At 65.1% G+C, this 13,140-nt stretch carries 14 protein-coding genes; 4 read left to right on the top strand and 10 right to left on the bottom strand.

Going from position 1 to position 13,140, the window contains the following annotated elements; all coding sequences use genetic code 11:
* Complete coding sequence (locus tag J8I82_RS12340; RefSeq protein WP_209757721.1) at window positions 1–648, bottom strand: TetR family transcriptional regulator; 648 nt, start codon at window positions 646–648, stop codon at window positions 1–3.
* Window positions 649–815: 167 nt separating this feature from the next.
* On the opposite strand from J8I82_RS12340, the gene J8I82_RS12335 reads away from it, so the two are divergent.
* Window positions 816–4,079: a bifunctional cytochrome P450/NADPH--P450 reductase gene (locus tag J8I82_RS12335; RefSeq protein ID WP_209757719.1), complete on the top strand. Its 3,264-nt coding sequence runs from the start codon at window positions 816–818 to the stop codon at window positions 4,077–4,079.
* Window positions 4,080–4,112: 33 nt separating this feature from the next.
* Here the strand turns inward: J8I82_RS12335 and J8I82_RS12330 are convergent, their stop codons facing one another.
* A complete protein-coding gene (locus J8I82_RS12330) occupies window positions 4,113–4,301 on the bottom strand; it encodes a hypothetical protein (RefSeq protein WP_209757716.1) in 189 nt (62 codons plus the stop codon).
* 304 nt (window positions 4,302–4,605) lie between these two features.
* On the opposite strand from J8I82_RS12330, the gene J8I82_RS12325 reads away from it, so the two are divergent.
* Window positions 4,606–4,983: a VOC family protein gene (locus J8I82_RS12325; RefSeq protein ID WP_209757714.1), complete on the top strand. Its 378-nt coding sequence runs from the start codon at window positions 4,606–4,608 to the stop codon at window positions 4,981–4,983.
* 81 nt (window positions 4,984–5,064) lie between these two features.
* Here J8I82_RS12325 and J8I82_RS12320 read toward each other — a convergent pair whose 3' ends face one another.
* The 8 genes from J8I82_RS12320 to J8I82_RS12285 form a co-directional block, all read right to left on the bottom strand.
* Entirely contained in the window at window positions 5,065–5,493 is a 429-nt protein-coding gene (locus tag J8I82_RS12320) for a hypothetical protein (protein ID WP_209757712.1), read from the bottom strand.
* A 193-nt stretch (window positions 5,494–5,686) separates the two neighbouring features.
* Entirely contained in the window at window positions 5,687–7,015 is a 1,329-nt protein-coding gene (locus J8I82_RS12315; RefSeq protein ID WP_209757710.1) for an epoxide hydrolase family protein, read from the bottom strand.
* Between the two features lie 11 nt (window positions 7,016–7,026).
* Window positions 7,027–7,449, bottom strand: coding sequence for a cupin domain-containing protein (locus tag J8I82_RS12310; RefSeq protein ID WP_209757708.1), 423 nt, complete (start codon window positions 7,447–7,449; stop codon window positions 7,027–7,029).
* Window positions 7,450–7,600: 151 nt separating this feature from the next.
* Complete coding sequence (locus J8I82_RS12305) at window positions 7,601–8,566, bottom strand: alpha/beta fold hydrolase (RefSeq protein ID WP_209757706.1); 966 nt, start codon at window positions 8,564–8,566, stop codon at window positions 7,601–7,603.
* A gap of 30 nt (window positions 8,567–8,596) precedes the next feature.
* Window positions 8,597–8,818: a DUF2798 domain-containing protein gene (locus J8I82_RS12300; protein ID WP_133095308.1), complete on the bottom strand. Its 222-nt coding sequence runs from the start codon at window positions 8,816–8,818 to the stop codon at window positions 8,597–8,599.
* 53 nt (window positions 8,819–8,871) lie between these two features.
* On the bottom strand, window positions 8,872–9,555 hold the full coding sequence (locus J8I82_RS12295) for a TetR/AcrR family transcriptional regulator (protein WP_245179655.1): 684 nt from the start codon (window positions 9,553–9,555) through the stop codon (window positions 8,872–8,874).
* A gap of 5 nt (window positions 9,556–9,560) precedes the next feature.
* A complete protein-coding gene (locus J8I82_RS12290; RefSeq protein WP_209757704.1) occupies window positions 9,561–10,010 on the bottom strand; it encodes a carboxymuconolactone decarboxylase family protein in 450 nt (149 codons plus the stop codon).
* A complete protein-coding gene (locus J8I82_RS12285; protein WP_209757702.1) occupies window positions 10,007–10,432 on the bottom strand; it encodes a cupin domain-containing protein in 426 nt (141 codons plus the stop codon). The genes J8I82_RS12290 and J8I82_RS12285 overlap by 4 nt, the downstream gene beginning before the upstream one ends.
* A gap of 241 nt (window positions 10,433–10,673) precedes the next feature.
* Between J8I82_RS12285 and J8I82_RS12280 the strand changes: the two genes are divergently transcribed.
* Window positions 10,674–11,885, top strand: a complete 1,212-nt coding sequence (locus J8I82_RS12280) for an NAD(P)/FAD-dependent oxidoreductase (protein ID WP_209757700.1) — start codon at window positions 10,674–10,676, stop codon at window positions 11,883–11,885.
* A 256-nt stretch (window positions 11,886–12,141) separates the two neighbouring features.
* Window positions 12,142–13,134 carry a tripartite tricarboxylate transporter substrate binding protein gene (locus tag J8I82_RS12275; protein ID WP_209757698.1) on the top strand — a complete coding sequence of 331 codons (993 nt, stop codon included), beginning with the start codon at window positions 12,142–12,144 and terminating at the stop codon, window positions 13,132–13,134.
* Window positions 13,135–13,140: the final 6 nt, after the last annotated feature.

Below are 13,140 nucleotides of genomic sequence, written 5' to 3'. Positions count from 1 at the left end.
CTAATGGGCCGCTGCCTTCTGTGCGCGGCCTTGCGCACGTTGCCCCCCGGGGTGGGGTCCCGCTGCCCCGACCAGCAGCCAGCAGCACAGCTGCACCGAACGCTCCATCAGGCGGCGCCGGCCGGCGCTGTTGGCTTCGATGTAGTCGATGCACTGGTGGAACAGGTAGGGCACGACATAGGCGCAGAATTCATCGACGAGCGGACGCGAGAGTTGCGGACACAGTTCGAGCCGCTCGATGTCGTCGGCCATCTCGGCGGCAATGTCGTCCAGCACCGCTCGAATTGCCGCACGCAGCGCCGGCTGCGGACCGGTGATGCCGCATACTCCCACCACGAACGCATCCGGGTGATGCCGGGCATACAGGAACAGCGCCTCGCATGCGCGGCTGGCCACCTCGCCGGGGTTGTCGCGCGCGACCGCCCAGCGCACCGAGCGCAGCATCGGCCGCAACTCGGCGCTGACCTCGGCCACTGCAGTCAGCGCCAGGTCTTCCATGTCCTGGAAATGCCGGTAGAACGTATTCGGGTTGAGGCCGGCCTCGCGCGCGATCTCGCGCAGCTTCAAGGCCGCGAAGCTGCGCCTGGCGGCGGCCAGCTTCAGCGCGGCGTCGATCAGGCGGCGTTTGCCGTCGGCAATGGCTTCCATGCGGATTAGTAGTGATGCTCGGTTTTTGGTCGACACGCTGCGTTGACACGGTGTCTACGCTTGTCTACCCTTCGCCGGGGTAGACAGTTGTCTACGTTAGACGAAACGGCGGCAGATGGCAATCGCGCCGCCGGCCCCCCGGACCTCACCGTACACGCCCCCGAGCCATGCCGCAGCCAACCATGTCACCGGGCACCGACGCCCTTGCCCAGCCAACGCATCCCGCCGCGCTGACAGCGGTCGGGCCAATCCCGCGCGATCCCGGCTGGCCGCTGGTCGGCAACCTGCTGCAGATCAAGCCGGGCGCGGTGGGCCAGCACCTGCTGGCGCGCAGCCGCCACCATGACGGCATCTTCGAACTGGACTTCGCCGGCCGGCGCGTGCCGTTCGTGACGTCGGTCGCGCTGGCTGCCGAGGTGTGCGACGCGGCGCGCTTCCGCAAGTACATCGGTCCGCCGCTGTCCTACCTGCGCGGCATGGCGGGCGACGGCCTGTTCACCGCCCATACCGACGAGGCCAACTGGGGCAAGGCGCACCGCATCCTGATGCCGGCGTTCAGCCAGCGCGCGATGAAGGGCTATTTCGACGTGATGCTGCGCGTGGCCAACCGGCTGGTCGACAAATGGGAACGGCAGGGCCCCGACGCCGATATCGCCGTGGCCGACGACATGACGCGGCTGACGCTTGACACTATCGCGCTGTCCGGCTTCGGCTATGACTTCGACTCGTTCGCCAGTGCGCAGCTGCACCCGTTTATCGAAGCCATGGTCGGCGCGCTGGAAGAAGCGATGTCCAAGCTCACGCGCCTTGGCGTGCAGGACCGCTTCATGCATGCGGCACACCGCAAGTTCGACGAAGACACGCGCTTCATGCGCGAACTGGTCGACGACGTGATCAAGCGCCGCCGCGCGGCCGACGAAGGCGGGCGGCAGGGCGCCGCCATGGACCTGCTCGGGCTGATGCTCGAAGCGCGCGATCCCGACACGGACCAGCGCCTGGACGACGAGAACATCCGCAACCAGGTCATCACCTTCCTGATTGCCGGCCATGAAACCACCAGCGGGCTGCTGACCTTCGCCCTGTACGAGCTGCTGCGCAATCCCGGCGTGATGGCGCAGGCGTACGCCGAGGTGGATGCGGTACTGCCCGGCAACGCCGCGCCGGTGTATGCCGACCTGGCACGGCTGCCGGTGCTCGACCGCGTGCTCAAGGAAACGCTGCGACTGTGGCCCACCGCGCCAGCCTTCGCCGTCGCGCCGTACCAGGATACGCTGCTCGACGGCCGCTACCTGATCCGCAAGGACCGCCGCGTTTCCGTCGTGCTGACCGCGCTGCACCGCGACCCCAAGGTCTGGGCCGATCCCGAGCGCTTCGATATCGACCGCTTCCTGCCCGAGAACGAAGCCAGGCTGCCGCGCCACGCCTACATGCCGTTCGGCAACGGCGAGCGCGCCTGCATTGGCCGCCAGTTCGCGCTGACCGAGGCCAAGCTGGCGCTGGCGCTGATGCTGCGCAATTTCCAGTTCACCGATGCGCACGACTACCAGTTCCGTATCAAGGAAACGCTGACGATCAAGCCAGACGGCTTCACCGTCCGCGCGCGCCGGCGCCGGCCGCACGAGCGCATCGTCGCGATACCGGTCGCCGGAGAAGAACAGGCGCCGCTGGCTGGCGCGGAAGTGCAGGGCGCGGGCCGGCCGCTTGCCGTGCTGTGCGGATCCAGCCTGGGCACCGCGCGTGAACTGGCCGAGCAGGTCCACGCCGGCGCGCTTGCCGCGGGCTTCGACGCTACCCTGCGCGACCTCGACGAGATTGCCGATGCGTTGCCGACCAGCGGCCTGGCCGTCATCGTTGCCGCCACCTACAACGGCCGTGCGCCGGACTCGGCGCGTCGCTTCGAGGATCTGCTCGACAGCGGCGCAGCCAAGGAATACCGCGCGCCGGACCTGCGCGTTGCGGTGCTGGGCTGCGGCAATTCGCAATGGCCCACGTACCAGGCTTTCCCGCGCCGGGTATTCGAATTCTTCGCCGGCGCCGGCGCCACGCCACTGCTGCCGCGTGGCGAGGCCGATGGCAACGGCGACTTCGACCAGGCGGCGGAACGATGGCTGGCGTTGCTGTGGCAAGCGCTGCAGGGGGGCGACGGCACCGGCGGATCGCCACAAGCGCCAGCGGTGCAGGTACAGTTGCGAGGCGTGGCCGAGATCCGCGCGACGACGCTGCCGACCAATACACAGGGCTTCACGGTCCTGTCGAACCTCGAACTGGTGAACGATCCCGACGGCCTGTGGGACTTCACGCGCGAGGCGCCGCGGACATCCACGCGCGACATCCGGCTGCGGTTGCCGGAAGGCGTGCGCTACAACACCGGCGATCACCTGGCCGTCTATCCGCAGAACCAGCCTGATATTGTCACGGCGATTTGCGAGCGGATCCATGTCGACCCGGACGCCATCGTCACGCTGTCCGCCGCGCGCGGTGCGGCACGCGGGCTGCCGGTTGGCGAGGCGCTGTCCGTGCGGCAACTGCTGACGCATTTCGTGGAGCTGCAGGATGTCGTTTCGCGCCAGACGCTGCGCAGCCTGGCGCAAGCCACCCGTTGCCCGTTCACGCGGCAGTCGCTGCAGCAGCTTGCCTCGGACGACGAAACGGCCGGCCATGCGGCACAGGTCGCGCAGCGCAGGCTGGGTCTGGGCGATGTGCTCGACCGGTTTCCTGCGATCGAACTGGACCTGGCTGGCCTGCTGGCCTGCACCGTGCCGATGCGTCCACGGTTCTACTCCATCGCGTCGTCGCCGCTGGTTTCGCCCGACATGGCGACCATCACCGTCGGCACGGTCCGCGCGCCGGCGCTGTCGGGCCGCGGGCTGTTCCGCGGCGTGGCCTCCACCTGGCTGCAGGGCCTCGCACCCGGTACGGTGATCGCGGGCGCGATCCGCACGCCCAATCCGCCTTTCGCGCCCGAGGCGCCGAATGTGCCGATGATCCTTGTCGGGCCAGGGACAGGCATTGCACCGTTCCGTGGCTTCCTCGAGGAACGCGCGGCGCAGCAGGCCGCGGGAAAGGCGGTAAGGCCGGTGCAGCTTTACTACGGCTGCCGGCATCCTGCGCACGACTGGCTGTACCGTGAGGACGTCGCGCGCTGGCAAGAGCAGGGCGTGGCCGAAGTCCATGCGGCGTATTCGGTCGTCGATGGCGCGCCGTGCTTCGTGCAGGATTTGCTCTGGCAGCGCCGCGCAGACGTCTGGGCGCAACTGAACGCAGGCGCTGTGTTCTATGTGTGCGGCGACGGCCGGCAAATGGCGCCGGCGGTCAGGCAGGCGCTGATCCGGATCGCCGCGGAGCAGGGCGGGATGACGGAAGCGGCGGCATCGGACTGGCTCGCGGCGCTGGTAGCGGCCGGGCGTTACCGGCAAGACGTGTTTAACTGACCATCGTTACGTCACCGCGCCCGGCAGGTGCCGTCAGATCACAGGGAGATGCAACTGGCCATCCGTGCCAAGCACACGGCCATCGGGCGTCGCTGGCAGATGGGTGAGTTCGAACGCCAGGATCTGCGGCGGCGTGCGATAGATGCCGCCATGAATCGCAGACATGGCGCTGGCGTCGAGGGGGCGGTGACCGGCAAGGTCGCGGATGATCAGGGTGCTCATGATGGTTCTCCCAAGGATTGGCGAGCGGGGTGCTCTGACAGGGAAATTGCAATCCTCATGCCTGTCGGGAATTAGAGCATTTTCGGCATGCAAACGGCTTGGGGGGTGATGCTGACAGCGCGGCGACCATGTGCGGTGTTGGGTGGCGCCGTACACAGGTGCGATCGGGGATGGGCGCGGTACCAACACCGGCGTGTTCGCTCCCCGTCTCGAGCATGGCCAGCATGCGGCCAAGGCGGGCGCTGCGTCCCCTCGATGAGAGAATTAGAATCCTCAGCGCGGGCACCACTCTTCAGGAGAACTCATGTTTGACCACGTCAAGTTCGGAGTCAGCGACTATGCAGCGAGCAAGGCGTTCTTCCTCAAGGCACTCGAACCGCTCGGCGTAGCCGTTGTCTCGGAGGGGCCGCCGATGTATGGCGTCGAGCTCAGCGCGAAGCGCAAGGCTTCATTGTGCCTGTTCCAGACCGAGGAGAAGCCCGCGCATCTTCACCTGGCATTCACGGCCGAGAATCGCCAGCAGGTCGACGCTTTCTATCGCGCGGCGCTGGACGCCGGTGGCAAGGACAACGGTGCGCCCGGTCTGCGTCCGCACTACCACGCGAATTACTATGCGGCCTTCGTCATTGGTCCGGACGGGCACAACATCGAAGTGGTTTGCCAGGAACCGGCCATGGCTTGACTTGTCCCGCAGACCCTGCGGGACAGGATGGCGGGCGAGAAGCCGCTGCCGCCCTGTCGACCCTGTCGAACCCCTGTCGAATCACCCGCGCATCCGCAACAGATCATCGTAGGAGACCAGCTTGCGTTTCTCTTTGGAAAGGGTTTTTCGCCTGGACGTCGAGCGGGCTGGCTGGCCACGCTCGAACTTGGCGGCGGCACGTGCGTCCTCCCGCGCGTAGGTCTGTGCGGTCCTGGCTTCCGCCTTCAGGCGTTCAGCTTCCAGCCGTGCGGCAGTGCGCTCCTCCCGGGCAATATCTTGCACCGCCGACAGGATCTCGGCTCTCAACAGTTCGCGCCTTTGCCTGGCGGCGGCGCGGGCAGCCTGCAATTGCTCTTTCTTCTGCCGCAGCCAGTCCCTGCGGTTGACCGGCGCAGGCCTGGCCTCTGGCGGCACGCTCAGGCGCAAAGCCCTGCTGATTGAAACTTTCTCCGCCAGCGTGCGCCGCGTTTCCTGCTTCGCATCACTCACGCTGCATCACTCCTCCGGCATCACATTCGATGCGGCCCATACATCACCAGTTGAATTCCGCTAACTCATCCGCACAACCTTACCATAGGACTCCATCCTGGGCCGGCGGCCCGTGCCGACGCGCTCCCAGGCGTCGGTAAACGCGGCAGAGGGCCTGACGCCCTCTGGTCTCACGACACGGCCAAATCCGGCTCTATCGGGCTGTTTCGCGCAGCGGGCGGAATGCAGACCTCAACTCCGCGCTAAACAACTCCGGCTCTTCCCAGGCCGCAAAGTGACCGCCCCTGGCAACCTGGTTGTAGTAGATCAGGTTGGGATACGCCCGCGCCAGCCAGGCCTTCGGAGGCCGGTAAACCTCGCCGGGAAAGACGGTCACTGCCGCCGGAACCGTAACGGGGCCGCCCTTTGCCGGTGTGTTGCTCGTTTCCCAGTAGATCCGTGCGCTGGATTCACCGGTGTTCGTCAGCCAGTAGAGCGAGATATTGTCGAGAATCGCGTCCCGGCCCAGCGCCCGTTCGGGATCGCCGCGCGTGTAGACCCAGTCGGCCAGCTTGTCATAGATCCAGGCCGCCAGCCCCACCGGCGAATCGGCCAGGCCAATGCCGATGGTTTGCGGCCGCGTCTGCATCAGGGCGGCGTAGCCGAATCCTTTGTTGAGGAAATCCCTCGCCTCGTCGAATACCTGCTTTTCCTCGGCGGTCAGGTTTGACGGGGCGGGTTCGCCGGTCTTCAGCGCCATCGCGAGCGCGGGCGGCAGTGTCGTGGCGCGTTCGATGCGGTTGACGTGGATGCCGAGCAGCCCTTGGGGCGCGAGCCGCCCAAGCGCGTCGGAGATGATTGCGCCCCAGTCGCCGCCTTGCGACAAGTACCGCGCATAGCCAAGCCGCTTCATCAGCACGTCCCACGCGCGCGCGATGCGATCCGGGTTCCAGCCGGTATCCTTGGGCTTCTGTGAGAAGCCGAAGCCCGGCAGCGACGGGATCACGAGATGGAATGCATCGCCGGCGCTGCCGCCGTACGCGGTCGGATCCGTCAACGGTCGGATGCTGTCGAGCAGTTCGAACACGGAGCCGGGCCAGCCGTGCGTCATGACCAGGGGCAGCGCGTTCTCATGGCGCGAGCGGACGTGGATGAAGTGGATATCCACACCGTCAATGTTCGTCACGAACTGGGGCCAGGCATTCAGCCTTGCCTCGGCCTTGCGCCAGTCATGCCCAGTGGCCCAGTAGCGCACGAGCGGCCGCAGCTTGTCGACTTGTACGCCCTGGGTCCGGTCCGGGACGGTTTCCGGATCGGGCCACCGCGTCGCCATCAGGCGGCGGCGCAGATCGTCGAGGGCCGGCTGCGGGATGCGTGCACGGAACGGGCGGATCGCGTCCGACGCCAAGGCGCGCGCTGGCGCGGGCTGCGCGGCGAAAGCCAGGCGTGACGAAAACAGCGAGAGCGCCGCGCCCGCCGCGCCGCCCAGCAACAGGGACCGGCGCGACGGGTCGATGGCGTCATTCGACGATTTGGCGTTCATGGAGTGCTCTTTCATTGCGCGTTCGTCGAGCGGGACGGCTTGGCGGGCACCAGCAGCGGCACGTCTTTCCTGACAATGTAGGTCGCCAGTTCCGACGCCTTGCCGCTGCCGACATTGCGTGCCGAGTGCACACTGCCGGCCGGAATGAACAGCGCCTCTCCCGCCTTCAGCGTCACTGGCGGCTTGTCGTCAAGCTGGTATTCCAGCGTGCCTTGCAGTACATAGGCGATTTCTTCGCCAGGGTGCGAATGCTTCGGCGCAAGCGCGCCGGGGTCGAAGTCGACGCGTACCTGGATGGCATCACGGCCGGGAATGCTGAGTGCGTGGTGAACCAGGTCGGTGCGCTGGATGTCGGTCTGCGCCCGGGCGTTCAGCACAGGCAGGCTGCTGCCGGCAATCAGCAGGGCGGAGGCGATGAGTCGGGAAATGTTCATGAGGCAGGCTTGGATAGGATATGCAGGATGGGTCCAGATTGAGAGTGTGGTTGCCACGTGGAGTCGAGCGTCGCCGGCGTGGCGTGTACCGGCGGCGCGATGCAAGCGGGACTGGCCCGGACTGCTGACGTGTGCCGCCTGCTGATGCGATTCAACGAAATGCGGCGCGAACGTCCGCCACGGTTCGACCGGGATCCTGCAGATGCGGGTAGTGCCCGATGCCCGGCAGCACGGTGAATTCCGCATGCGCCTTCTGCGCGAATTCGATGCCCATTTCTTTGCGGATATAGAGGTCCTTCTCGCCCCAGACCACCTTGACCGGTGTCCTGAGCCGGTGCAGGTTCGCCTCCAGCCAGGCCTGGTCCCGCGTGAAGTGCGAGTAGTAGTGATAGAAGGCATCGGCAGACGTCATTGCGCCGTGACTCCATCCGCGCGCCATGTCGTCCCGGAGTTCGGGCGAGATGTCGAACTGCGCTTGCGGCGGCAGGCCGCGCCGGTACGCGTTCTGCAGAACATCGTCGCGGTTTTTGTTCAGCTGGGCGCGAGCCAGTTCGGCCGAGGGCTGCGATTTCAGGCTTTGCAGGCTTTCGTACATGTACTGCGGCCTGTCGAACGGCGCGAAGTCGCCCACGATGATCGTTCTGGCAATGTCCGGCACCTCGAGCGCCAGGAGCAAGGCCGGCAGCGCGCCGATATCGGTTGCGTAGATGGTCAGCTGCGACGTGTCGATGCCCGCCTTGCGGATGTATGCCTGCAGGACTCGGGCATAGTCCCGGGGCGCATAGGAGAACTTGTCCGCAGTCGGACGCGATGAAAGCCCGTAGCCAGGCCAGTCGATGGCATGCACTTCGAAGTCATCGCCCAGCGACAGGGCGATGTCCTTCCATGCGTATAGGGTTTCCGGGAATCCATGCAGGAACAGGACGGTTCCCTTCGCGCCGGGTTGGTGCACGACCATCCGTCTCAGCGAGATGTCAGCATCGATCTCGATCCATCCGATATCGGGCTGTTGCGCCTGCATCCTGACGCTGGGCGCAGCATGGGCGATGGGCGAAGCCATGGCAGCGCCAAGGACGAAAACGAAGGCAAGCAGCCGCTGCAGCAGGAGTCTGGGCATGTCAGTAGATCGTGGAATCGGCATGCCGCATCAATGGACCCAGCGCTCGACCTGCGCTTGCAGGCGCGGCCCGACCAGCAGGATGGCGGGAATCACGATCACATAGCCGATGCCCCACGAGCGCAGCCACGTCAGCGCGAAACCTTCCGAGAACCCCATGTTGAGAGCAAGCAGGGCGAACGAGATGATCCCAGTGGTCACGACACCCATCGACAGCGCGAAGGCGACTTTCCGTTTCAGTTGCACGTTCATGGCTATTTCCTTGCGTAAAAAATACCAAGTGGTATATTTCGAGTCAAAAAATATCAGGCGAGATCGATAACCGTTTTCTTCACCGCCGACATGACGGCCTGGTTGTAAGCGGCGTTGCCGGTGAGCCGGGAGATCATGATCGCGCCCTCGATCATTGCGATCAGCGTGATCGCGGTTTCCTCGGGGTCGACGTCTTTCCGGAACTCCCCGGAGGCACTGCCCGCCTTGATGACCGAGACGAGATTCGCCTTCCAGCCCCGGAACGCCTCCAAGGCCTTGTCGCGCAGGGCAGGGTGGGTGTCGTCGGCTTCAATGGCAGTGTTAAGCAGCGGGCACCCTCCTTTCGGAAAGCACGCGGGAAGGTCCTCGAACACGCCAGTCAGCGCAAGCAGCTTGTCCTTGCTGGTGGTCCTGGTGGCCATCTGGTCCCGAACCGCCGATTGCGCCTGCTTCCAGTTGTAATCGAATGCGGCCAGCGCCACTTCTTCCTTGTTGGCAAAGTTGCCGTAGACACTGCCCTTGGTCAGGCCGGTGGCTTCGGTCATGTCTGCGAGCGAGGTTCCGGCATAGCCCTTCGTATTGAAAATGGGCGCTGTCTTCTCGACGATCAGCTGGCGGGTGCGTTCGGCTTTGTTCATGGAGGCCAGAATATACCAATCGGTATTTTTGTCAAGGACAGTCCGCCCAAGTGAAGGGTGGTCCATGCCGCATGAAAGGTTTGCCGAGGCACGCACCATGGCTCCTAGTCCTGCCGCTGCACTTCCGGCGGGCGGCGGAAGCTGATTGCCAGGCGGTTGAAGGCATTCATCAGGCTGATCGCCATCGTCAGGTCGGTGAGTTCTTTTTCGCTGAACACTGCTGCGGCCCTTTGGAACACTTCGTCTGGAACGTGCGATTCCGCTACGCGCGTCACAGACTCCGCCCATTCGAGCGCGGCCTGCTCACGTTCACTGAAGAGTTCGCCGGCCTCGCGCCAGGCTTGCACGAGTGCGAGCCTGGTGACCGACACGCCCTTCTTCACCAGGTCGCGCGTGTGCATGTCGAGGCAGTAGGCACAGCCATTGATCTGGCTGACGCGAAGATAGGTCAGCTCCACCAAGGTGCTGTCGAGCCCCGACTGCAGGATGTAGCCATAGACGTTGCCAAATGCCTTGACGCCGCCAGGGGATGCTTTCGTGTAGTCCAGTCTCATTTCGCGCTCCCTTCGTGCGTAGTCAGATCCTTCTCGTTGCTATCCATGACGAATACGGCCAACAGCTTCGCCGGCTTTGTGCGGCTCGCGTTGCGGCTGACCTGGTGATGCGAACCCGGCTCCTCGTGGAAGCTTTCGCCAGCCTTGTAGACGCGCTCCGGACCATCGTCCACCTTGCTCGCAATGCTGCCCGAGACCACGTAGGCATAGATGAACGCCGACCTGGCGTGGTAGTGCGGCAGGGAGGCGCCGCCCGGCGGGTACAAGACTTCCACGGCGACGATCGATTTCCCCGGGATGTTCGGGATCGATCGCGAGAGGTTTTCCTTCACCGTTTCAGTGGGGCCGTGCGCGGCCGCGATGCCGCTGAAGCTTAGGGCGGCTGCCGCCATAAGCGGTAACAGGATGCGTTGGGGTTTCATGCCTATCTCCTTGGTAGAGCCTCTGGCTTGTAACCAGACTTTGTAACTACGATCACGATAGTCGTAGTAAAGATAGTGGATCGTTCGCGAAAGCGCAAGTCCAGGCGCGCGGATTGGCTTCGCGTCACTGGCGAAAAAAGATCTTGCGCTTTAATACTGCGACTAATATGATCGTAGTTATGGGTCGCGCTTGACCGCGACCCTGTTACACGACACCGAGGTTTGATTCAGGAGTTTGAAGATGTCCAAACGTATTCTTGTCATTGGCGCCGGCTTTGCCGGCATGTGGAGCGCACTGGCTTCGGCCCGTCTGCTTGACCAGGTCGGGCGCACCGACGTGGAAATCGCGCTGGTCGCACCGGAACCCGTACTACACGTCCGCCCGCGTCTCTATGAGCAGAACCCGAACGGGATGAAGGCGCCGCTGCAAGAGATCTTCAAGGCCGTCGGCGTGCGGTATATCCGGGGCAAGGTGGAACACATCGATGTCGCGAGCCGCGAAGTGAGCATTGCGGGCGTCGGTGCGGATGGCTCGCAGCAGCGCGTGGGCTATGACCGCCTGGTGCTTGCCGCGGGAAGCCGGTTGTTCCGTCCGCAGATTCCCGGGCTGGACCAGCATGCATTCAATGTCGACCAGGTCGCCGACGCGGCGGAGCTCGAAGCGCATCTCCATGGCCTGGCCAGTCGCCCGGAACGCGCCGGGCGCAATACCGTGGTGATTGCGGGTGCCGGCTTCACCGGTATCGAGACTGCCGCGGAAATGCCGGCCCGCCTGCGCGACGTGCTGGGCGAAGACGCCGCGGTGAAGGTGATCATGGTGGAGCGCAATGCCGAGGTCGGACCTGACCTGGGCCCGGGGCCGCGGCCGGTGATCACGCAGGCGCTGACCGAACTGGGCGTGACCTGGAAGCTTGGCTCCGGCGTCGCGGCCGTCGATGCGACTGGCGTCACCCTCGAGAACGGCGAGCGCATCGAGGCGGATACGGTGATCTGGACCGCCGGCGCCCGCGCCAGCGAACTCACCGCGCAGATTCCGGCGGAGCGCGATCGCTTTGGGCGACTGCACGTCGACCGCGATCTCAGGGTAAGGGGTGTCGATTCGGTGTTCGCCACCGGCGATTGCGCCTACGCCGCGACCGATGACGAAGGCAACTTCGCGGCGATGTCCTGTCAGCACGCGATGAACCTTGGCCGTTCGGCAGGGCACAACGTGGCGGCGGACCTCGTGGGCGAGGCGCTGCTCCCGTATAGCCAGCCCAAGTATGTGACCTGCCTGGACTTGGGGCCGTGGGGTGCTGTCTACACGGAAGGCTGGAACCGGCAGGTCAAGCTGACCGGAGGCGTCGCCAAGGCGCTGAAGACACGGATCAATAGCGAGTGGATCTACCCGCCGAGCGCGGATCGCGCGGAAGCGCTGGCGCTGGCTGACCCGCGCCGGATCGTTGTTGCCTGAGGGGGCGCAGAGTGCAAGCAGGGCGATCCGGTGGATCGCCCTTTTTGCATTGCGCGCGCAGTCGCTGAGGCAAATCCGTCCGCAGTTGCAGAAGTCGCTGCAATGAGGCCGGAAATCGGTGCGCGGGTTTCGTCAGACCGAAGGCTTCTTTTGCGAATCGTGAATTCACATTGCCCTCACGGTCGATCTATCGTCCCTGATGTCGTGATGGAACCCCATCATCGAATCACGGTGTGACCGATAAAGGAGACGAAGGATGAAGCAGGCTCTCGGCGGGCTGGCACTTGTGGCGACCCGGGTGGCAGGGGCGGTTGGCGTGGCCGTTGCGGTAGCTCCAGGCGCAGCGTTGGCGGCTTATCCCGACAAGCCGATCCGGCTGATCGTGCCGGCGGCCGCGGGTGGCACCACGGATATCGCGTCGCGCCTGGTCGGCAAGCGCATGGGCGAGTTGCTTGGCCAGCCCGTGGTGGTGGAAAACCGCGCCGGCGGAGGCGGCATCATCGGCGCGCAGGCGCTCAGGCAGTCTGCCGCCGATGGCTATACCCTGATGATGGGCAATATCGGGCCCAATGCCATCAACTACAGCCTGTACCGCCAGTTGCCCTACCGCGCGGAGGACTTTGCGCCGATTACCATGGTCGTGTCGGTGCCCAATGTGCTGGTGGTCAATGCCAACGTGCCGGCCCGTACCGTGGCCGAACTGGTCGCACTGGCCAAGGCGCAGCCCGGCAAGTATTCCTTCGCCTCCTCAGGCACCGGCCAGTCGGTCCACCTTTCCGGCGAGCTGTTCCGCAAGCGCACTGGCACTGACCTCATCCACGTGCCCTACAAAGGCGCAGCACCGGCCGTGGCCGATCTGGTGGCCGGACAGGTCACCATGATGGTGGACAATCTGCCCAGTTCGTTGCCGCATATCCGGTCGGGCAAGCTGCGCGCGCTGGCTGTGACCAGCGCCAGCCGCGTGCATGAGTTGCCTGACGTGCCCACGATGAAGGAGGCCGGCGTGGACGACTTCCAGGTGACCGCATGGTTCGGCCTGGTGGCACCGGCCGGCACGCCGCAGGAGGTCATCGGCCGGCTGCAGAAGACCGTGGCCGGCATCCTCGCCGAGCCCGAGGTCAAGGCAAGACTGGCGGATCTGGGCGGCATGCCCGGCGGCGATACGCCCGCTCACTTCGGCAACTTCATCAAGAGCGAGCGCGAGCGCTGGGCGCGCGTAGTCAAGGACACCGGCATTCCGCAGCAATAAGCCAAC

Source organism: Cupriavidus consociatus (assembly GCF_017814975.1).
Taxonomy (GTDB): Bacteria; Pseudomonadota; Gammaproteobacteria; order Burkholderiales; family Burkholderiaceae; genus Cupriavidus; species Cupriavidus consociatus.
This window is presented reverse-complemented; position numbering and strand designations above follow the sequence as displayed.